A 20,430-nucleotide genomic window follows, 5' to 3' on the forward strand; every position below is an offset into this window, starting at 1 on the left:
GTGTGGTGACACATGGAGCGGACTAGTACTAATGGTTCGAGGACTTAACCAAGTAGCAAGTGGTGTAAGGCAATAAAAAGTAGCAATTATGATTCAGTTTTGAGGGAACTAAGTTCACTCAATAAAACGTGTCGTGATGATGGCACTGAGGTCACACCTGTTCCCATACCGAACACAGTAGTTAAGCTCAGTAGCGCCAAAAGTAGTTGGAGGATCGCCTCCTGCGAGGATAGGACGTCGCGATGCAATTGGAAGTAGCTCACAGTAATATGTGAGCTACTTTTTTGTTTATAAATAAAAGTTGACGATATTATTTAATAAACTTATGCATATCCCTTATTAGGAGTGAATTATTTTTTAGTTGCTTTATGCATTTAAAGTTCGTGACAATGAATAGAATTGAAATCTATTACGATTTCAATTCTGATTTTTCTGCGAGAAGTTTCAATCTTTGCTATAATTATTCTCAGACAAACAATATAGATACTAAATTAACATCTTACTCATTTGTAGGATGGGAGGTAAAACGGAACATGGCAGAAGAGAAAAAGACTTTTTATATTACGACACCAATCTACTATCCATCTGGTAAATTGCATATTGGTAATACCTATACGACAGTGCTTGCAGATGCTGCAGCACGTTATCACCGCTTGTTGAACGAAGATGTATATTTTCTAACAGGTACTGATGAACATGGTCTAAAGATCGAGCAAAAAGCAGAAAAGCTAAATGTTTCACCAAAGGAATATGTTGATCAAATGGCAACTGACATCAAAAAGTTGTGGGCGGATCTAGAAATTAGTAATGATGGCTTCATCCGAACAACTGATGATTATCATGAAAAAGCTGTTCAAAAGATTTTCCAAAAGTTCTTAGATCAAGGTGATATTTATAAGGGTCAATATGAAGGTTGGTATTCAGTTGATGATGAAGAGTATTTTACAGAATCACAATTAGCTGAAGTGTATCGTGATGATGACGGTAATGTCATCGGTGGAAAAGCCCCTTCTGGTCATGAAGTTGAATTAGTACAAGAAGAATCATACTTCTTTAACATGAGCAAGTATGCTGACTGGTTGCTGAACTACTACAAGACACATCCTAACTTTATTCAACCAGCTTCTCGTATGAATGAGATGATTAAAAACTTTATTGAACCTGGTTTGGAAGATTTAGCCGTTACACGTACGGCATTTAATTGGGGTGTTCCTGTATCTTCAGATCCAGACCACGTTATTTATGTGTGGATCGATGCATTGTCTAACTACATTACTAAGTTAGGTTACATGTCAGAAGACACAACGATGTTTGATAAATATTGGCCAGCTAACGTGCACCTAGTTGGTAAAGAAATTGTTCGTTTCCATACGATTTACTGGCCAATTATGCTACATGCACTAGGCTTAGAGTTGCCAGAAACAATTGTCGGTCACGGTTGGTTAACTATGCGTGATGGTAAGATGTCAAAGTCTAAGGGAAATGTGGTTTATCCTGATACATTGGCAAATCGCTATGGTATTGACGCAGTGCGTTATTATTTGCTTCGTGCCATGCCATTTGGAAATGATGGTATTTTTACCCCAGAAGACTTTGTTTCAAAGCTAAATTACGATCTAGCTAATGATTTGGGTAATTTGTTGAATCGTACTGTTGCTATGATTAACAAGTACGAAGGTGGTGTAATTCCTGAGTTAAAGACAGGATTGACTGATTTTGATCGCGAGTTAGTCCAAACAGCTCAGGATACAATTGCCACGTACAATGCTAATATGCAATCAATGCACACAGCAGATGCTTTGGCATCAGTTTGGCAGTTGATTTCACGTGCTAATAAGTATATTGATGAAACAACGCCATGGACGTTAGCCAAAGATGATAGTAAAGCAGATGTCTTGGCTTCAGTTATGGCACACTTAGCTGCTGCGCTACGTGTCGTTGCTACACTATTACAACCAATTTTGACCCAGGCACCACATAAGATTTTTGAACAATTAGGTTTGTCAGATTCTAATGTTCAAATTGCTGACTTACAATTTGAAGACTTGCCTACAGGTGGTAATGTAGTCGCTAAGGGACAACCTATTTTCCCTCGTGTTGATGTTGATGCAGAGGTTGCTTACATCCGTGATAACATGACAGGAAATGGTGGTAAGCAAACTCGCTCAACTACTAACCCTAAGGCGCCAAAGAAGATAACCACTAAGGATGAAATCGTCTTTGATGACTTTGAAAAGGTTGAGTTACGTGTTGCAGAGATTAAAGAAGTTTCTGCAGTTGAAAAATCTAATAAGCTGTTGCGGTTTAAGCTAGATGATGGCTCAGCCGATGGACGCACAATTTTGTCAGGAATTAAAAAATTCTATCCAGAATACGGCGAATTAGTTGGTAAGAAAGTTGCTTATGTCGCTAACTTGAAGCCACGTAAGTTGATGGGTGAATTATCTGAAGGTATGCTACTTTCAGCAGAAAAGGATGGTAAGGTAACCTTATCAATCTTGCCAGATGATATTGTCGCTGGTGCAGAACTAGGATAATTATTTAATCATATTTAATGAGCAAAAAGGATTGAGAATTTTTCTCAATCTTTTTTTATTAAAATGCTCTGATTAGCTATAAAAACATAAATTATTATGTTGTGAGATTAACTGCCGTGTTATGCTTAATATACTGGTATGAATGAGCTTTTTGGTATTTTTAAAAGACATTTGCTAAAATAATAAAGACTCAAATCAAATAAATAATCAAAAATAAAGTAATGATGATAGAGGAGTAAAAATGGCAATTTATAATTCTGGTAATCGACCATCAGACGGCTACGATACGCATACACATTTGAATGACGATACATTCTGGCATGATGTGCCTGCCTACGAGGCACGTGCACGTGAGTTTCGAATTGTTGAAATGAATATTGTGGGGTATGATGCAGAATCAAATGAACGTGCCATTCAATTAGCACGTGAATTTAAAGATATGCATGCCATTATTGGTTGGCAACCTGAAGATATTTCAGAAATTAATGATGAAAGACTAGCCGTTTATCGCCAACAGCTACAGGATGATGGTGTTATTGGTGTTGGTGAAACTGGATTAGATTACTATTGGGATGATAATCCATCGTCAGCTAATCAAAAGCAGGCTTTCCGTCAACAATTAGCATTGGCCCACGAATTTAAATTACCAGTGACAGTTCACACACGTAGCGCAATGAACGATACGTATAATTTATTAAAGGAAGCGCACGTTGAAGAATTTGGTGGTGTCATGCATTCATTTACGGGTACGCCAGAGGAAGCAAAACAGTTTCTTGATCTAGGAATGTATATTTCATTCTCAGGTATTGCAACATTTAAGAATGCCAAGGATGTTCAGGAGACTGTGAAATCAATTCCTTTGGATAGGCTATTAGTCGAGACAGATGCGCCCTATTTGGCACCAACTCCTATGCGTGGTAAGCCTAATGAACCAATGTATGTCCATTATACAATTGCACACATCGCTGAGTTGTTAGGCAAGACTTACAATGAAATTGCCGAAATTACGACAGAAAATGCCCGACGACTATGGCATTTAGATCAACAGACTAATGAAGATTAAGGAAGTTATTGTTGTCGAAGGACGTGCTGATACCGAAGCGCTACGGCATGCAGTTAGTGCCGATACAATTGAAACTAATGGATCCGCATTAGGTGAGCAAACTATAGCGGCTATTAAGCGAGCAGCGGCCACTAGAGGTGTGATTATATTTACTGATCCTGATTTTAATGGTGAACGGTTGCGGAAATTAATTAGTGAATTTGTTCCTGAGGCAAAACATGCCTTTTTGACCAAAGATGAAGCTGGTCGCCAAATCAAGCATCATAGTCTTGGTATTGAGTATGCGACACCATCAGTTTTACGTGACGCGCTACAATCGGTTTATACTGCTGAAACAGTTACTGAAACGACTGATATGACGTTAGCAGATTTAAGGCGCTTGGGTTTGATTGCTGGCCATGATGCGGCTGAAAGGCGTGAACATGTGGCTGAAGTGATGGGGTTAGGATACGTTAACGGTAAACAATTAATGAATCGATTGACAATGTTTGGCATCAAAAAACAAGCCTTGTTAGAGGTTCTGCAGGAATTAGATGAGGAAAAATAATGACAGATGTACCAGATATTGCGACGCCGATGCGTACGCAAGCCATTATGAATAGTTTTGGCATTAATACGAGAAAATCTTTGGGTCAAAATTTTTTGACTGATATTAAGATATTAAAAAATATTGTCACAGCTGGTGATGTCCAACCAACGGACAATGTGATTGAAATTGGACCAGGTATTGGGGCTTTAACGGAACAATTAGCACGGTCAGCTAAGCAGGTCGTGGCATTTGAAATTGATGATCGTTTAATGCCAGTTTTGGAACATACTATGGCTCCTTATGATAATGTGACTGTGATCAATCAGGATATTTTGTCGGTTGATTTGGAAACGGCCATCCAAGAGCATTTTAGTGATCCTAATGCGCCCTTGAAATTAGTTGCGAATTTACCGTACTATATTACAACACCAATTTTGATGCAGGTGTTACAATCAAATGTACAATTTGCAAATATTGTGGTGATGATGCAAAAAGAAGTTGCTAGTCGCTTATCAGCCGAGGTTGGTACAAAGGATTATGGCGCCCTTACTTTGGCGGTGCAGTACCGGGTTGATGCAACATTGGCATTCACAGTTTCACGGACAGCCTTTATTCCTAATCCAAATGTGGACTCAGCGATTGTTTCTTTGACACCGCGTGAGCCATTAGAAGTATTACCACATAATGAGAAGCAACTATTTAAATTATTTAAGATAGGTTTCACGATGCGTCGTAAGACACTGTGGAATAATTTGATTACTGCTTTTGGTAAGGATGATGAGATGAAGGCAAGGTTAACGGAGGCGTTAGCTGATGTTGACTTGGATCCACGAATTCGAGCAGAAAAATTATCATTAGAAAAATTTATCGATTTACATAATGCTTTAGTAAAAACGGGTGTGTACAGTAAGTAGCTGTTTTTGGTATAATCATAACTAGTATTAATTTTGAAAGAAGGTATATCATGGATTCCGGTCCGTCTAGTATCACTAACTTGGTGATTATTTTAATTATTTTGCTGTTAGCGGTTTTGTTCACTTTAACGGAGTATTCGTTAGTGAAAGTGCGTCCAAGTTCTTTGCGTGCGATGCAGGAGGCACGTGAGAAGCCTTCACCTAAGATATCTCACGCGCTGAATATGTTGGATCATCTATCAGAGTATCTATCAACAGCACAAGTCGGTATTACATTGACATCATTGATTTTAGGTTGGTTAGGTGAAGATTTTATAGCCACCCTAATTATTAATGCCGAAATATTGCCAGCTGCGATTGCCCACAGTGTGGCATCAATAGCAGCTATTTTGATTTTTACGTTTATCCATGCGGTGTTTACGGATTTGGTTCCTAAGAACGTTGCCATCGATCAACCTGTAAAGATACTATTGGCAATCGTCCGTCCAGTGATGTTTTTCCACGTCATTTTATATCCATTAATTTGGTTGTTTGATCGTGCTGCCGCATTCTTTACAAAAATGTTAGGGTTCAGTGCCCACCTTGATGAAGATATTTATTCAGAGGCTGAAATTTTATCTCTATCAAAAGATGCTGCCGATGCTGGTGAGCTTGATGAAGAAGATTTAACTTTCATGAAGCGTGCCTTTGCGATGAATGATAAAGAAGCCATTGATATTATGATTGATCGAACGCAATTAACAGTTGTTAATGTGACGGATTCTATTTCAGATGCCTTGAACTTGTACTTAGAAGAAAAGTTTTCAAGAATGCCTGTCGTTGCAGATAATGATAAGGATAAAATTCTGGGCTACGTTTTCTCCTATGATCTTGTTCGTCAAGGACGGATTAGTCCGGATGTTTCTATCCGAACGGTCTTGCGTAATTTGCCAGTTGTTTCTGAAACGCAACCAATTACAGAAGTGTTGCAAGAAATGATTGAACATCGTGCCCCGATCGTTGTCGTTAAGGATGAATTTGGTGGAACTTCAGGTATTGTTACTGATAAGGACATTTATGAAGAATTATTCGGCTCAGTTCGTGATGAGGTGGATGATGTTGCCGATGATCTAGTTGAAAAACTAGGATCAGATGATAAGGGTAACATGCACTATAAAGTATCTGGTAAAATGACGCTATATGACTTTGAGCGTTTCTTTAAAACAGAAATCAAATCTTTTGAAAGCTCAGAAAAAGTTACTTTGACAGGGTATGTATTGGATGAACATCCAAACTTCCAAGTTGGACAAGCTATCCGCATTGCAAACTTTGAGATTACCGCACTTGATTTTAAAGATGCTTATATCGAAGAGTTCGAAGTAGTTGCTTTGCCGGTTGAGCATGACGAAGAGGTCAATGAAAAAGAAGTACATGATTAATTGACTCATTCATAAAACGCTCGATAATTATCGAGTGTTTTTTTGCTATAATGTGCGTTATAAATAAACTATATTCGAAAGTAGGAAATTAATTTGAGTGAAGGAAGATTAATCCTATCAATCATAGTGATCATTTTAGTGTTAATGTTTGCGGCATTGTGTGTTTCGGCAGAGTTTGCTTTAGTAAAGGTTCGTCGCAGTGCATTGGTGGAGTTACAAGAAAAGCGTGAACGACCATCACGTAAAATTGCGACGACGATTCACATGGTTGATAATTTAAATGAGTATCTATCAACAACACAAGTCGGTATTACGGTTACCGGTTTAGTATTAGGTTGGATGGGTGAAAAAACCATTGCCCACTTATTACTAGCTGGTGGTGTGTTAAAGGAAATGACCGGTCCTAGTGCGGCCGTCATTGCTTCAATTGTGGCCTTGATTTTGTTGACCTATATTGAAGTGGTTATGACCGAGTTAGTGCCAAAAAACGTATCCATTGAATTCCCAGTTAAGGTTGCCTTGTTTGTTTCGGGACCTTTACGGTTTTTCCACGTCATTTTCTATCCGTTTGTTTGGTTGTTAAATAAATCAGCAACAGGCGTCACGCACCTAATGGGGTTGCGAACAGCATCCGAAGAAAATGAAGTTTATTCAGAAGCTGAGATTTTGAGTTTATCACGTAATGCGGCTAAACTCGGACAGTTACAAGATGAAGACTATGTCTTTATGGAACGTGCCTTTGAAATGAATGATAAAGTTGTCAATGATATTATGATTGACCGGACACAACTATTTGTTGTGGACGTCAGAGACAGTGTTAATGATGCTTTGCATGCTTATTTTGAGACGAAACATTCGCGTTTTCCAGTAGTGGCGAATGGTGATAAGGATAAGATTTTGGGGTACGTGTTTAACTACGATATTATGCGTCAGGCAGAAGTTGATCGACAGATGCCCGTTCGTAAGATTATTCGTAATATGCCTAATGTACCAGAAAATATGCCAATTCAAGAAGTTTTGCAATTAATGATTTCAAAACGAACCCCGATGATTGTTGTAAAGGACGAATACGGTGGCACATCTGGTATTGTGACTGATAAAGATATCTACGAAGAATTGTTTGGTTCCGTTCGTGATGAAGTAGACTGGGTCGTGGATGATTTAGTTGAAAAACTAGGTTCTGATGACAAACAACAGATGCATTATAAAGTTTCTGGAAAAATGACAGTTTATGATTTTGAACGCTACTTTAAAACAGATATTCGTGCGTTTGATAAATCGGATATGGTCACGTTGACAGGATTTGTTATTGAACAATTCCCTGAAACAAGGGCTGGAGACACGCTGCAACTGGAAAACTTTGAGCTGACACCACTTGATTATGAAGCAGCATATATTAATGAATTTGAAGTGGTACGTCTAGTTAAAGAAGATAGTACGTTAACAGAATAAATAAAAAACGTTAGCCATAATGATAAGCTCATTGTGACTAACGTTTTTTTAATATTATGCAAAATCGATTTCAATGTTTTCAGTTAGAACATCGGTATAACTAAATGAAGCGCGATCAAATTCGTGACCGTCTTGTTCTAAATCAAGAACAAAAACTGAACGGAAGGTATCACGAACGATTGCTTGGTGTTCAATGGTGCGGTGACGACTTTCATGGGTTGTCAAAGTTACTTGCTCACCGATATGTGCATCTAATTGTTGCTTAATTTCTGCTAATGCTGCAGGCATAAGAACTCCTCTCATGGGGCACCCCCATAGCCAGCGACAAATGAAATCGCTGCGTGTTTTTTGCCTAAAATTGGACAAAGTAAGTTTGATTTAATTTTACCATAAATTAAATTTTAAATCAATTATGTCGGTGTTAGCTATTTGCAACAATGATTTTTTGAATTTGATAGACTTATGCTGGTAATTTTGGTACAAAAATTAAAGATGCAAAGGTACAGAGTATTTTTAATTATTTGAAAAAATTCAAGGCTTTCCTTTAAGTTCTATCCTTGATAATATTAGGACCAACTAATACAGACTAAGAGGGTTCTTTAAAATGCAAGATGAACGAATAACTTGGGAAAAATATTTTATGATACAAGCAATTATGCTAGCAGCTCGTAGTACTTGTACCCGCCTTCATGTGGGAGCTGTGGTTGTTAAAGATGGCCGCATTATTGCTAGTGGATATAATGGCTCAGTTTCAGGGACACCACATTGTACAGAGGTTGGCGATTTAGTGGTTGATGGACATTGTATGCGTGCAGTACATGCTGAACAAAATGCTTTGATGCAACTTGCCAAAATGGGCATTAGTGCTGATGGTGCGCAGGTTTTCGTAACGGATTTTCCATGTGTACATTGTACAAAACTACTCTTACAAGCGGGCATTACGAAGATTAATTATTTGCGAAATTATCATAATGATGATTTTGTCACGAATTTATTACAGGCTAAAAACGTTGCTATTGAACAAGTGGTTGCGACAAAAGCCGACTTACAAAAAATTGATTTCGCCGCTTATCTATAGCAGAAAGGTCACGGAGACTAATATGAGTAAGAATGAACAAGGTTATTTAGATTTAGCACAGGATGTATTAGATAATGGTGCTGTGAAAGGTGATCGAACAGGAACAGGTACACGTTCTGTTTTCGGTCGTCAGGTACGCTTTGACATGAATGAGGGATTTCCGTTGCTAACTACCAAACGTGTGCCCTTTGGATTAATCAAAAGTGAGTTATTATGGTTCTTACGTGGTGATACAAATATCAAATTTTTGTTAGCGCATAAGAATCATATTTGGGACGAGTGGGCTTTCAAAAATTGGATCGAATCAGCAGATTACGATGGTCCTGATATGACTGACTTTGGTCGTCGCTCATTAGTAGATGAGACGTTTAAAGCACAGTATGATGAACAACATGCAATATTTGTCGATCGTATTTTAAATGATGATGAATTTGCACAGAAGTATGGTGAGTTGGGGGATGTTTATGGTGCACAATGGCGACATTGGCGCCGTGTTCAAGGTGGTTTTATTGACCAAATTAAAGATGTGATCGAACAAATCAAAATCAATCCTAATTCCCGCCGTTTGATTGTCACAGCGTGGAATCCAGAAGATGTTCCCACACAAGCACTGCCACCTTGCCATACTTTATTCCAGTTTTATGTTGCAGATGGTAAGTTGAGTTTACAATTATATCAACGGTCGGCGGATGTTTTCCTAGGGGTACCATTTAACATTGCTTCATATTCACTGTTATTGCACATGGTTGCGGCTCAGACTGGATTAGAACCAGGTGAATTTGTGCACACTTTTGGTGATACGCATATTTATTCAAACCACATTGAACAAGTGACAGAGCAATTACAACGTGAGATGCGACCATTACCAACGATTACGTTGAATCCAGAAGTTAAGGATATCGCAGAGTATACGATGGCGGACATTAAGATTAATGATTATGACCCACATGCTAGCATTAAAGCACCAGTCGCGGTCTAGTCGTATAAATTATCACAAACTACTTAATTTTGATTATAGATTGTACATATTAGATTTTAAATTATGGTAAGATATATAAGTTGCTATAAGCTTTTTCAAAGAAATCTTTTATAAAATCAAAAAGATTAATTTTTGAGCAAGATAATATGGAATTAATCAATTATTGAAGTTAAGAGAGGAGATGCTCATGGATAATGAGCCACAAACTCGATCGGCTCGTCGTGAAGCTGAAACTAAACAGAATAAGCGTAAAAAACGCGAAGGTGGCCCACGCAACCTTAAAGGCTTAACGCCAGGTGGTGGAAATCATGGTCCGCACCCGCGTAAAAAACACCCTATTCGTAATGCCATCCTATTTGTGATAGCGTTACTTGTTTTAGCAGCTGGAGTGATGTTTGGTATTGCTTATAGTAATACTAAAAATGCGATTGATAGCTCCTTTGAAGGAACAGGGTTAACTAAAACACGTAATGTATCTAAGGTTATTAAAAAAGGAAAACCATTTTCAATCCTATTGCTAGGTACTGATACTGGGGAGTTAGATCGAAATTACAAAGGCCGTACTGACTCATTGATGTTAGTTACTGTCAATCCGAAAAAGGAAAAGGTAACGATTATGTCATTGCCTCGTGATTCGGTTATTGCTCCAATCGGATATGAAAAACAATTCCCACAAAAGCTGAATTCAGCTTATGAATATGGTTCAGCCAAAACAACTATCAAAACTATTCAAAAATGGTTAAATGTCCCAATTGATTATTATGCGTTAGTTAATATGAACGGGTTAGAGAAGGTTATTGACCAATTAGGTGGTGTGAAAGTGAAGTCACCACTAACATTCGGTTATAATCCATATACCGCTCATAATGATGGTGAGGTTATCTATAACTTTAAAAAGAATTCATCTACTTATACGCTAAATAAGAATGGTTCTAAGAAGACATACTCGAAAATGGATGGTGCCGCTGCACTGGCATTTTCTCGTATGAGATATGACGATCCACAAGGTGACTACGGTCGCCAAGCACGTCAGCGTTTGGTATTACAAGCCATTGTGGATAAGGCAAAAAGTAATCCGACAAAGTTAGTGAACCAAAAGTTCTTGAGTACAATCTCTGACTCTACGAAGACAGATTTGACATTTGGTGATATGTTGACCGTTGCTTCAAAGTATTTGAGTGCGGCGAAAACGATTAAGACTGATAATGCGCAAGGAACCTCAGTTTCATTAACTTCTGGTTCTTCAGAGCTAATTACCCAAAGTGAGAAACAGCGTGTTACTAATACTTTGCGTTCATCATTGGGATTGAAGCATAAAAAAACGGGAACACTGTATGGTGGTAATGTTCCTGAATCATTACTATCAGCCAATGGACTACCATCAGATAATACATCTTCATCAACGTCAACTGATAGTACGTATGGTACAACATCATCAGATAGTACCTATGGAACGACAACAGATGGCACATACGATGGTGCTGATACCACCGGTGGTGGCGCTGGTTATTACGGCGATGCTGGTGTTGGCTATTAAATTGAAAATCACTCAAAACAGTAAACGAAATGTTCGTTTACTGCTTTTTTTATGTGAAATGCAAAAAAGGCGAACGTTAAATAAATGAAATGAAATTTGAATGCTTTATTTTTTTAATTAAGTGAACAATTAAAACTATTGATGTATTTATCGTTCGTTGTTATTATTTAAGTGACCTTTAAGAAATCGTATGCACAGGTATACAAGACAAACATTTAAGGAGCACATAGGGCATGTTTAAGAGACTTGTTGCAGGAGCCACTGTTGCTATGTTAGCAACGACAGTCGTATCAGCTGTACCAGCACTATCAGTCGATGCGGCATCAAAGAAAGTTGATTTGAAAGAGTTAAATGTACAATTCGTACCTTCATCTCAAGCAGATACAATTCAAGCCAAAGCAAAGCCATTGGAGAAGTTGTTGAAGAAGGAATTAGGTGTTCCAGTTCACGTAACAATTTCAACTGACTACAATACAGTTGTTGAAGCAATGGGTTCAGGTAAGGTCGACATGGGATTCTTACCACCAGATCCATATGTACAAGCCCACAAGCAATATGGTGCAAAGGTGATTTTGCAATCGCAACGTTATGGTATTAATGATAAGAAAAATGATGGTTCTGATACAGATAAGTTAGTTGATTATTATCGCGCAATGGTGGTTGTGAAAAAGGATTCAGGTATCAAGAATGTTAAAGATTTGAAGGGTAAGAAGATTGCCGTCCAAAACCCAACTTCTGATGCCGGCTACATCTTCCCAGTTGTTGATTTGAAGAAGAAGGGCATGAATGTTGTCAAAAATTCGGATTTGGTAACTGTGAAGGGGCATGATCAAGGTGTGATTTCAGTTGTCAATGGTGATACAGATGCTGCCTTAGTCTTTGATGATGCGCGTAACTTAGTTAAGGAAGATAATCCAGATGTCTTTAAGGATACTCGTGTGCTAAAGTACACAACCAAGATTCCAAATGACACAATTACTTTACGTAAAGGTGTTTCAAAGGCTGACTCAAAGACTATCCAGAAAGCTATGATCAAAGTTTCAAAGACTGATAAGGGTAAGCGGGTCATGAAAGATGTCTATAGCTGGGCAGGTGTGACAAAATCAAAAGACTCAAACTTTGATACTGTTCGCAAGTACCAAAATAAGGTTGAAGATATTAAGTAATCGTATATAACAGCATTTCTGAAAGCGAGGCTTGTCATACAGTGATGTGATGGCGAGCCTTGTTTTGTACATATTTTAAAATATATTGCTGTAAGGCTATATGAGATTGGATGGCAGAAGTATGAGTAGTGGTGTAGGCACTATAAAAATTAACGATGTATCAAAGATTTATCCTAATGGCACGGTTGGATTAGATCATATCAATTTAGATATACAATCAGGTGAGTTTGTTGTCATAGTTGGTTTGTCTGGAGCAGGTAAAAGTACCTTGCTTAGGGCGATTAATCGGCTACATGATGTTAGTGCAGGTGAAATTTTACTTGATGGTGTTGATATTACCAAGGCTAAGGGAAAAGAATTACGTCAGCAACGGCGTAATATCGCCATGATATTCCAAAATTTTAACTTGGTGAAACGAGCAACTGTTGCGCGCAATGTTTTAGCTGGTCGAGTGGGCTATTATTCTACGTTTAGAAGTACGTTTGGACTATTTTCTAAGGAAGATAAAGAAAAAGCGGCTGCTAATTTGGAGCGTGTGAACATGTTGGATAAATATTACACACGTGCGGATGAATTATCGGGTGGGCAACAACAACGCGTAGCAATCGCGCGTTCAATGATGCAATCACCAAATGTTGTGTTAGCTGACGAGCCCATTGCGTCTTTGGATCCCAAAACCACTAAGATGGTGATGGATGATCTGCAGCATTTGAATGATATGGGTATGACGGTCGTTGTTAATTTGCATAGTGTGGAGTTGGCGATGGCCTATGCAACGCGGATTGTTGGGTTGCGCGATGGTCAATTAGTTTATGACAAGCCAATTGCTGAAGTTAGTGCTGATGATTTTGATGGTATTTACGCTGAAACAAGGGATAAGGAGTAGGATATGAACGCAACTTTACCTGAGCGCCAATTCAGTGAAAAGTGGCATATCAAGGGAATTTTGTCTGGTCTCCTATTTGTCTTAATTTTTATTGGATCAGGCTATAATACCGGTGCCACTGCTAACTTTAGTTGGGATCAATTTTGGGATTTATTGATTCGGATGATGCACCCAGATTGGACATTTGTTTCGGCCATTATTACGCCAATTGCTGAAACGATTCAGATGGCTTTGGTTGGGACTTTACTAGGAACGATTATCGCCATACCATTTAGTTTGTTAGCTGCACGAAATATTGTGAAAAATACGTATTTACGGGGAATTATTCGTTTCTTTTTGATCTTAGTACGTGCATTACCCGACTTATTGTTAGCGGCCGTATTTGTTGCCATTGTTGGTATCGGACCCATGGCTGGAGTCGGTGCATTGACTATCTTTAGTTTTGGTATGATTTCTAAGTTGTTTTATGAAGCTATTGAAACAATTGATGACGGCCCAATTGAAGCCTTAACATCGGTTGGTGCCAATGGTATTCAAAAAATTGTTTTTGCGGTTATTCCGCAGGTCATGAATCAATTCTTAAGTTATTTCCTTTACACGCTGGAAATCAATGTCCGTGCTTCAACGGTTCTAGGGTATCTAGGGGCAGGTGGTGTTGGTCTGTATCTAGATCAAACATTGTCGCTATTCCGTTACGATCGAACAGCCGTGGTGATTTTGGCCATTTTGGTTGTCGTTATTATCGTTGATGGTGTTTCTAATCGACTACGGGAGGCGTTGGCATAATGCAAAAAATTCAACGAAATCCGTGGCAAAAATATGGGCCATGGATAATAGCAATTTTGGTGGTATTACTATTTGTTTGGGCCTTCTCAGGTATTCCACTATCAACAGTTAAACCGCAAGCGATGCAGGTGACCAAATCAATTATTCACGGGCTTTTCCATCCAGATTGGTCGTATGTTTATTCTGGTGATGGTGAGGATTTGGTCAGTGCTTTGATTGAAACATTGGCGATTGCTTTCTTGGGAACGTTTATTTCGGCTATATTAACGTTGCCATTTGCCTTTTTAGCTGCTCGCACAAAGAAAGGGCTCTTTACGCCACGTTCAACAATTGGTAAGCTGATTTTAACAATTATCCGTGTCTTTCCAGAAATTGTTTTGGCAATAATGTTTATCAAAGCTGTCGGACCGGGGGCTTATGCAGGTGTCTTAGCCGTATCGATCCATTCAATTGGGATGTTAGGAAAGCTTTTCTCGGAAGCCATTGAAAATATTGATCGAGGTCCCAATGAAGCCATTGTGGCTGCGGGGGGCTCAGCATTGGATGGGTTAACCTTAGCAACGATTCCAGCAGTTATGCCAGAGTTTATGAATTATACGCTTTACCGTTTTGAGATTGCGGTTCGTTCTGCAGCTATTCTAGGAATTGTTGGTGCGGGTGGTATTGGTGCACCATTGATCTTCGCTTTGCAAACCCGTCAGTGGCCAAAGGTTGGTATTATTCTTTTGGGCATTATCGTGATGGTTACCGTTATTGATTTCTTATCTGGACAATTACGTAAGCGTTTAGTCTAATGAACATATCACTATACGAATGAATGATGGAAGCTGGCACACGATGTGGTACCAGCTTTTTTTAATAAAAAGGAGAAAAATATGCAATTATCAATATTGTCAACGTCAGATATTCATGGGCATATACGAGCAGATGATTTTCGGCGGCCATTATTAAATGATGGTTTAGGGCTATCACGGGCAGCAACTGTCATTGCAGACTATCAGCAACGAGCAAAGTTAGCTGGCGATATTTCCTTAACTATTGAAAATGGTGATTTTATTCAAGGTTCACCTTTAGCTAACTATATTGAAAAGGTGGCCACCAATCAGACGGGTATTTATCAGGAATTAGCAGACGCTATTTCATATGATGTGCGCATTCTTGGTAATCATGAGTTTAATTTTGGGCGCGCTTATATCGAAAAAGTGTTTGCTCAGACGCCAAATTTATTGAATGCTAATATTTTGGATGAAACGACTCAGCAGCCATTCGTAGGACAACCGTATGAGATTTTTGAACGGCAAGGTGTCAAAATTGGTGTCATTGGTTTAACCACGCAATATATTCCACACTGGGAACAACCCGCACATATTCAGGGACTGACTTTTGCTGATCCAGTCATGGTTGCTCAGAAGTATATTGCCGAAATACGGTCACAGGTTGATGTGCTAGTACTGGCATATCATGGCGGGTTTGCCGAAGACTTACAGACTGGTAAGCCATTAGAGCGCGTCACTTCGGAGAATCAGGGGTATCAATTGTTACAGTTAGTAGGAGTTGATGCACTTGTAACAGGTCATCAGCATCGCGAAATTGCTGAGGTGGTTCACGGAGTACCAACAACTCAGCCAGGCTATCGTGGCGATCATGTTGGATTGATGACACTAACACTTGATGAGAAAAACCAGCGTGCGGCAGCGACAGCAGAATTATTAGCAACAGGCGACGAACCCGAACGTGGTGATATTGTTGCAATGATTAATCCGCTGCAAGAGAAGGTAAACCACTGGTTGGATATACCGGTTGGTCAGGTTGGTGACAATATGCAGGTGACCAATCATTTTGAAGCGCGTTCGCATAATCACCCGTTTATTGAATTAGTTAATCGTGTGCAAATGTCAGCGACTAATACAACAATTGCGAATACGGCTCTATTTAATGATGAGGTGCGTGGGTTAGGCAATGCCGTGACACAACGTGATATTATGACCAATTATATTTTTCCTAATACCTTAGTAGTGGAAAAATTAACGGGGCAAGATATCAAAGATGCCTTAGAAGTAAATGCGCGTTATTTCCAGCTATCAGCGGACGGGAATTTGATGATTAATCCATTGTTTACTAACCCGAAGGTACAGCATTATAATTATGATGTTTGGAGTGGGATTGATTATACCTTTGATATTCACCAACCGATGGGACATCGTGTTGTTAAAGTTGAAAAAGATGGCCAACCGTTAGATATGACCGCAACTTATGAAGTGGCGATGAATAATTATCGTGCTGGTGGTGCTGGAAATTTCCCAATGTTTTCACCAGATAAAATTGTGCGCGAGGTCCAACGTGAAACACCAGATTTGATTGCCGAGTATATTATGGATCATCCTGAAATTCATATTGCGCAACCTACTAATTTAACCGTTATTGGGTAAATTGCTTTTCTTTAGGGAGTTTGATAAACTAAGACGACCCTAGGAGGTGATAAGATGATACGTTTAGTATCTTCTAGTGATGCGGTTAACAATTGTTAACTGAATCACTAGAAACTTTCTTTCTAATGATTCTGATCGGAAGAAACGAAAGGAAATAAAAATGACATTAACTATGCAGCCCTATCAATACATGAAAATTAATGAAATCGTGTATAACTTAGTTCATCAATATCAATCAGTGAATGATTTAAGCACTGTTGCAGCCTTACAAGAATTAGCTGCAGAGGAAATTCATGAAACAGTACCGGGAAATCATTCAGAAATTGATCAATTATTGACAAATATTATGGATCGTCGCCTGCGTCACCGGGCAACTGAAAAGATGGTTCGAGAATTGAAACCATTTGTTGTACCGTTTGTGGCACCTAATAAGAAGCAAATCGCACAGGTTTTTCGTAAAACGAAAAAATTAACATTGCCTGATTTGACGGTTGTTGATTGGCGTGACTATACATTCTTTGCTTGGAATGATATTGCAACACAACGTAAGTATATTTTGTATTACGAGGATGATCAGCTGCTGGGACTTGTGGGCGATGTTTCAAGTCCAGTTGTTAAAGGGTATTGCGCTATTTGTCATCATGAGGAAAATGTGTCGATGTTCTTGGCGTTAAATAAACGCCGGGGTGACGGCCGGTATACGAAGAAGGGTAATTATATTTGTGTAGATAGTTTACAGTGTAATCGTAATTTACATGAACGGGATTTCTTTGATAAATTTGTGACGACAATTAAAAAACAGTAACAGTTGATACTTTATAAGAGAGCTACGAGTCTACCGATTAAAAAGGTAGATTCGGGGCTCTTTTTATATTCAAATCCAGTTAAAAAGTAGGATTTACGATACAATCAACATCATAAGTAGTGAAAAATTAAGGGGTTATATGTTTAGGCAGGATCTCAGGAAATATTTATTGGCATTTACGGCCAAACATCCAAATATGACGGATGATGAAAAGCGCTTGGTGCGTGAAGTGATTGCGCAATCAAATGCACAAAAACCGTCTCAAGAGAAGGAAATGCTTGTTATCATCAACACTTTGCATCAACTATCTTATCAGCAACAATTATCACAAGACGGTAGGCGCCTTCTAACAAAGCTACAACGTAAACAATGGATATGGTCAATTTTTAATGCTTTTCAATTCTAAAAGTCAGCATTAATCAGTATGTTATACTACGGGGATGGAGGAATTATATTGAAAAAGTTAGATGAATTTTTTAAACAACATCCGTTTTATTATTCGTTCGGCATATCGATTGGGGTAATTATTCTGAATACCTTGGTTAACATTATTCAACATCGTCCAATGTTTGATGAAATTGAGTCAATACTGTATGGTATTGGTATTATTTTATTTTCGTTGCTAATTGCTAGGCTCACTCACCGTGTATATGTTCGTTTTGGGACTGCGTTCATAATCAATTTTGCTTATTTTAGTATTCAAACGCTTGTTGATGGTAGCTATGTCAATTACACCTCTTTTATTGTGACAGGTGGCGTGGCTATTTTAATGGCTCTTTTGATGCTTTTGTTGATGTACTCATTCGAGAAAGCATATAAAAAGTAAAAACTTGAATCATGAATTTTTATATAAATAATGTTAGGTTGGTAATGAAGGGAGAGTTTTTTGTGCATTATAGTAAGTCAACTAGTTATAATAGTCTGATTTACATTGAGATACAAAAATAAGATATACTTGGGGGAAAATAATATGGTAAATGGCGTAAAGGATAAAGTTGCAGTTATTACTGGTGGTTCATCAGGAATCGGTTTGGCGATTGCACAAAAATTTGTTAAAGAAGGTGCAGTTGCAGTTTCGGCTGATATTAATGCACCAGAAGATTCAGCAATTGATTTTGTTCAGACAGATGTGACGGATAGTGCTTCTTTAAAGTCACTGGTTGAAAAGGTTGTTGCTAAATATAAACATATTGATATTCTAGTTGCTAATGCCGGTGTCGCCGAGAAAAAAGCGCCTGTTTCTGAGCTGGATGAAGATAATTGGCAAAAGGTCATTAACATTGACTTGACTGGTGTTGTTTTATCAAACAAATATATCGTCCAACAAATGGAGAAACAAACGAGTGGCGGCAGTGTCATCAATATGAGTTCTATTTTGGGTGTCGTCGGTGGGGCAAAATCACAAGCTTATTCAGCAGCTAAGGCTGGTGTTGCGAACTATACCAAGTCACAAGCCGTTACTTATGCTGCACAGGGTATTCGTTTTAATGCAGTGGCACCAGGTTACGTTAACACGCCATTGCTGAAAACATTGCCTAAGGAGACAACTGATTCGATGGTTGGCAAGATGCCAATTGGTCGTTTAGCTGAGCCCGATGAGATTGCGAATGTCGTCGCCTTCTTAGCCAGTGATGAGGCGTCAATCGTTACGGGTGCATTGATCAATGCAGACGGTGGTTATACCGCACAATAAATAAATTAGTTCATAACAAAACGCTCCGGTCTAAAAAATAGATGGGAGCGTTTTACTATGTTATAGAGATTAGTGTTGTTTCTTCTTTGGGAAATAGACGAAACAGCAAATCACTGAGATCATTTCAGTTATGTTTAATATAAAATATCTCAAACTATGCCATTGTGGGTCTAATACAATATCAAGAATGATAGAAATAATGAAAATGCTTAGCCAAATCCAAAACTTATTTGTCCGATTCATGCTAACTCCTTTGTGAAAAATGCGGATACCCTAATTGTTGGTAAGACACATTTATTTAATGCCAGGGTATCGTATTTCAGGGTAATCTACAAATAGCTATAGATGGATGATTCAATGTTAGGCATGATGAAGTTACTAAATATAATGATACTATTGAGATTATAAGCCACCATAATAATCGATAAACCGGGAGGCAAAGAATGAAGCGCGCTGATATTTTTGAATATGTTAAAAATAAATACCTGACAGAACCAGAATATCTTTGGAAGGAGCATCCGAAATATGCTGTATTGCGACATCAAGATAGTAGAAAATGGTACGCCATTCTTATGGACGTGGATAAAGCAAAACTTGATGTGACAGAAGATACTGGTTTCGAGGATTTGTTAGATATTAAATTACCACCAGAAACTATTTCTAATTTACAAGAATTTCCTGAATTCTTACCTGCTTATCATATGAATAAAACTCACTGGATTTCTGTACGTTTAGAATTCGCAAAAGTTGAAGAATTAACTAATCTTATTGATGAAAGTTTTCGCTTAACAGAATAAGGAATTGATTATTTTATTAGCCGTGGAGAATTTATCATATTTTCAATAAAGACAAAGGAGAATTGATAAGCTATGAACAACAATAGGAAAGTTGCTAAAATTGTCGCCCTATTAGGAATATGGCTTATATTTATGTTATTAGTCATATTTTATGAGCGATTATCCTCAGTATGGATAATGCTGCTAATAGTAGCACCTGTTTTTGTATTAAAGAAAATTGATAATTATTTCGATAAATGAACTGAACCCCAAAAATTGGAGAGAAGTTTAAGCAACTAGCTGGTCGGAAAGATTTCGGTATTGAACCGGAGTTTTTCCGGCCAGTTTTGTTTTAATCCGTTTATTATTGTAGTAATAGATA

21 protein-coding genes and 1 rRNA gene are annotated in these 20,430 nt (G+C 38.3%); 20 read left to right on the forward strand and 2 right to left on the reverse strand.

What is annotated here, in order from left to right; genetic code table 11:
- Positions 1-129 precede the first annotated feature (129 nt).
- From rrf to NGR58_RS07585, 7 genes are all read left to right on the forward strand, one after another.
- Positions 130-246 (forward strand): 5S ribosomal RNA (rrf, locus tag NGR58_RS07555).
- A gap of 287 nt (positions 247-533) precedes the next feature.
- Positions 534-2,537, forward strand: a complete 2,004-nt coding sequence (gene metG / locus NGR58_RS07560) for a methionine--tRNA ligase (protein WP_258088958.1) — start codon at positions 534-536, stop codon at positions 2,535-2,537.
- 241 nt (positions 2,538-2,778) lie between these two features.
- Positions 2,779-3,600 carry a TatD family hydrolase gene (locus NGR58_RS07565; RefSeq protein WP_258088959.1) on the forward strand — a complete coding sequence of 274 codons (822 nt, stop codon included), beginning with the start codon at positions 2,779-2,781 and terminating at the stop codon, positions 3,598-3,600.
- A complete protein-coding gene (rnmV, locus tag NGR58_RS07570; RefSeq protein WP_258088960.1) occupies positions 3,590-4,147 on the forward strand; it encodes a ribonuclease M5 in 558 nt (185 codons plus the stop codon). Before NGR58_RS07565 ends, rnmV begins: the two co-directional genes overlap by 11 nt.
- Positions 4,147-5,043 carry a 16S rRNA (adenine(1518)-N(6)/adenine(1519)-N(6))-dimethyltransferase RsmA gene (gene rsmA, locus NGR58_RS07575; protein WP_258088961.1) on the forward strand — a complete coding sequence of 299 codons (897 nt, stop codon included), beginning with the start codon at positions 4,147-4,149 and terminating at the stop codon, positions 5,041-5,043. The genes rnmV and rsmA overlap by 1 nt, the downstream gene beginning before the upstream one ends.
- A 50-nt stretch (positions 5,044-5,093) precedes the next feature.
- On the forward strand, positions 5,094-6,461 hold the full coding sequence (locus NGR58_RS07580) for a hemolysin family protein (protein WP_258088962.1): 1,368 nt from the start codon (positions 5,094-5,096) through the stop codon (positions 6,459-6,461).
- A 93-nt stretch (positions 6,462-6,554) separates the two neighbouring features.
- The gene (locus tag NGR58_RS07585) at positions 6,555-7,913 is read left to right on the forward strand and encodes a hemolysin family protein (protein WP_258088963.1); all 1,359 of its coding nucleotides are present in this window, start codon (positions 6,555-6,557) and stop codon (positions 7,911-7,913) included.
- A 54-nt stretch (positions 7,914-7,967) separates the two neighbouring features.
- Here the strand turns inward: NGR58_RS07585 and NGR58_RS07590 are convergent, their stop codons facing one another.
- Positions 7,968-8,201, reverse strand: coding sequence for a Veg family protein (locus NGR58_RS07590; RefSeq protein ID WP_258088977.1), 234 nt, complete (start codon positions 8,199-8,201; stop codon positions 7,968-7,970).
- Between the two features lie 316 nt (positions 8,202-8,517).
- Between NGR58_RS07590 and NGR58_RS07595 the strand changes: the two genes are divergently transcribed.
- From NGR58_RS07595 to NGR58_RS07655, 13 genes are all read left to right on the forward strand, one after another.
- Entirely contained in the window at positions 8,518-8,991 is a 474-nt protein-coding gene (locus NGR58_RS07595; protein WP_258088964.1) for a deaminase, read from the forward strand.
- Between the two features lie 22 nt (positions 8,992-9,013).
- A complete protein-coding gene (locus tag NGR58_RS07600; RefSeq protein WP_258088965.1) occupies positions 9,014-9,970 on the forward strand; it encodes a thymidylate synthase in 957 nt (318 codons plus the stop codon).
- A gap of 187 nt (positions 9,971-10,157) precedes the next feature.
- Positions 10,158-11,507, forward strand: coding sequence for an LCP family protein (locus NGR58_RS07605; protein WP_258088966.1), 1,350 nt, complete (start codon positions 10,158-10,160; stop codon positions 11,505-11,507).
- Positions 11,508-11,740: 233 nt separating this feature from the next.
- Entirely contained in the window at positions 11,741-12,673 is a 933-nt protein-coding gene (locus tag NGR58_RS07610) for a phosphate/phosphite/phosphonate ABC transporter substrate-binding protein (protein WP_258088967.1), read from the forward strand.
- A gap of 121 nt (positions 12,674-12,794) precedes the next feature.
- Complete coding sequence (phnC, locus tag NGR58_RS07615) at positions 12,795-13,559, forward strand: phosphonate ABC transporter ATP-binding protein (protein ID WP_258088968.1); 765 nt, start codon at positions 12,795-12,797, stop codon at positions 13,557-13,559.
- A gap of 3 nt (positions 13,560-13,562) precedes the next feature.
- Positions 13,563-14,345, forward strand: a complete 783-nt coding sequence (gene phnE / locus NGR58_RS07620; protein WP_258088969.1) for a phosphonate ABC transporter, permease protein PhnE — start codon at positions 13,563-13,565, stop codon at positions 14,343-14,345.
- Positions 14,345-15,139, forward strand: coding sequence for a phosphonate ABC transporter, permease protein PhnE (phnE, locus tag NGR58_RS07625; protein ID WP_258088970.1), 795 nt, complete (start codon positions 14,345-14,347; stop codon positions 15,137-15,139). The genes phnE (NGR58_RS07620) and phnE (NGR58_RS07625) overlap by 1 nt, the downstream gene beginning before the upstream one ends.
- An 81-nt stretch (positions 15,140-15,220) precedes the next feature.
- A complete protein-coding gene (locus NGR58_RS07630; RefSeq protein ID WP_258088971.1) occupies positions 15,221-16,774 on the forward strand; it encodes a bifunctional metallophosphatase/5'-nucleotidase in 1,554 nt (517 codons plus the stop codon).
- A gap of 160 nt (positions 16,775-16,934) precedes the next feature.
- Complete coding sequence (locus NGR58_RS07635) at positions 16,935-17,579, forward strand: FusB/FusC family EF-G-binding protein (RefSeq protein WP_258088972.1); 645 nt, start codon at positions 16,935-16,937, stop codon at positions 17,577-17,579.
- Between the two features lie 139 nt (positions 17,580-17,718).
- Positions 17,719-17,985: a hypothetical protein gene (locus tag NGR58_RS07640; RefSeq protein ID WP_258088973.1), complete on the forward strand. Its 267-nt coding sequence runs from the start codon at positions 17,719-17,721 to the stop codon at positions 17,983-17,985.
- A 48-nt stretch (positions 17,986-18,033) separates the two neighbouring features.
- Positions 18,034-18,405: a hypothetical protein gene (locus tag NGR58_RS07645; protein WP_258088974.1), complete on the forward strand. Its 372-nt coding sequence runs from the start codon at positions 18,034-18,036 to the stop codon at positions 18,403-18,405.
- A gap of 144 nt (positions 18,406-18,549) precedes the next feature.
- Complete coding sequence (locus NGR58_RS07650; protein ID WP_258088975.1) at positions 18,550-19,272, forward strand: SDR family NAD(P)-dependent oxidoreductase; 723 nt, start codon at positions 18,550-18,552, stop codon at positions 19,270-19,272.
- 443 nt (positions 19,273-19,715) lie between these two features.
- Complete coding sequence (locus NGR58_RS07655) at positions 19,716-20,069, forward strand: MmcQ/YjbR family DNA-binding protein (RefSeq protein WP_258088976.1); 354 nt, start codon at positions 19,716-19,718, stop codon at positions 20,067-20,069.
- 267 nt (positions 20,070-20,336) lie between these two features.
- Here the strand turns inward: NGR58_RS07655 and NGR58_RS07660 are convergent, their stop codons facing one another.
- Positions 20,337-20,429 (reverse strand): IS3 family transposase, encoded by a 93-nt coding sequence (locus tag NGR58_RS07660; protein WP_407077141.1) that lies wholly within the window; start codon positions 20,427-20,429, stop codon positions 20,337-20,339.
- Position 20,430: the final 1 nt, after the last annotated feature.

It is taken from the genome of Weissella fangxianensis (assembly GCF_024718545.1).
GTDB classification, from domain to species: Bacteria; Bacillota; Bacilli; order Lactobacillales; family Lactobacillaceae; genus Weissella; species Weissella fangxianensis.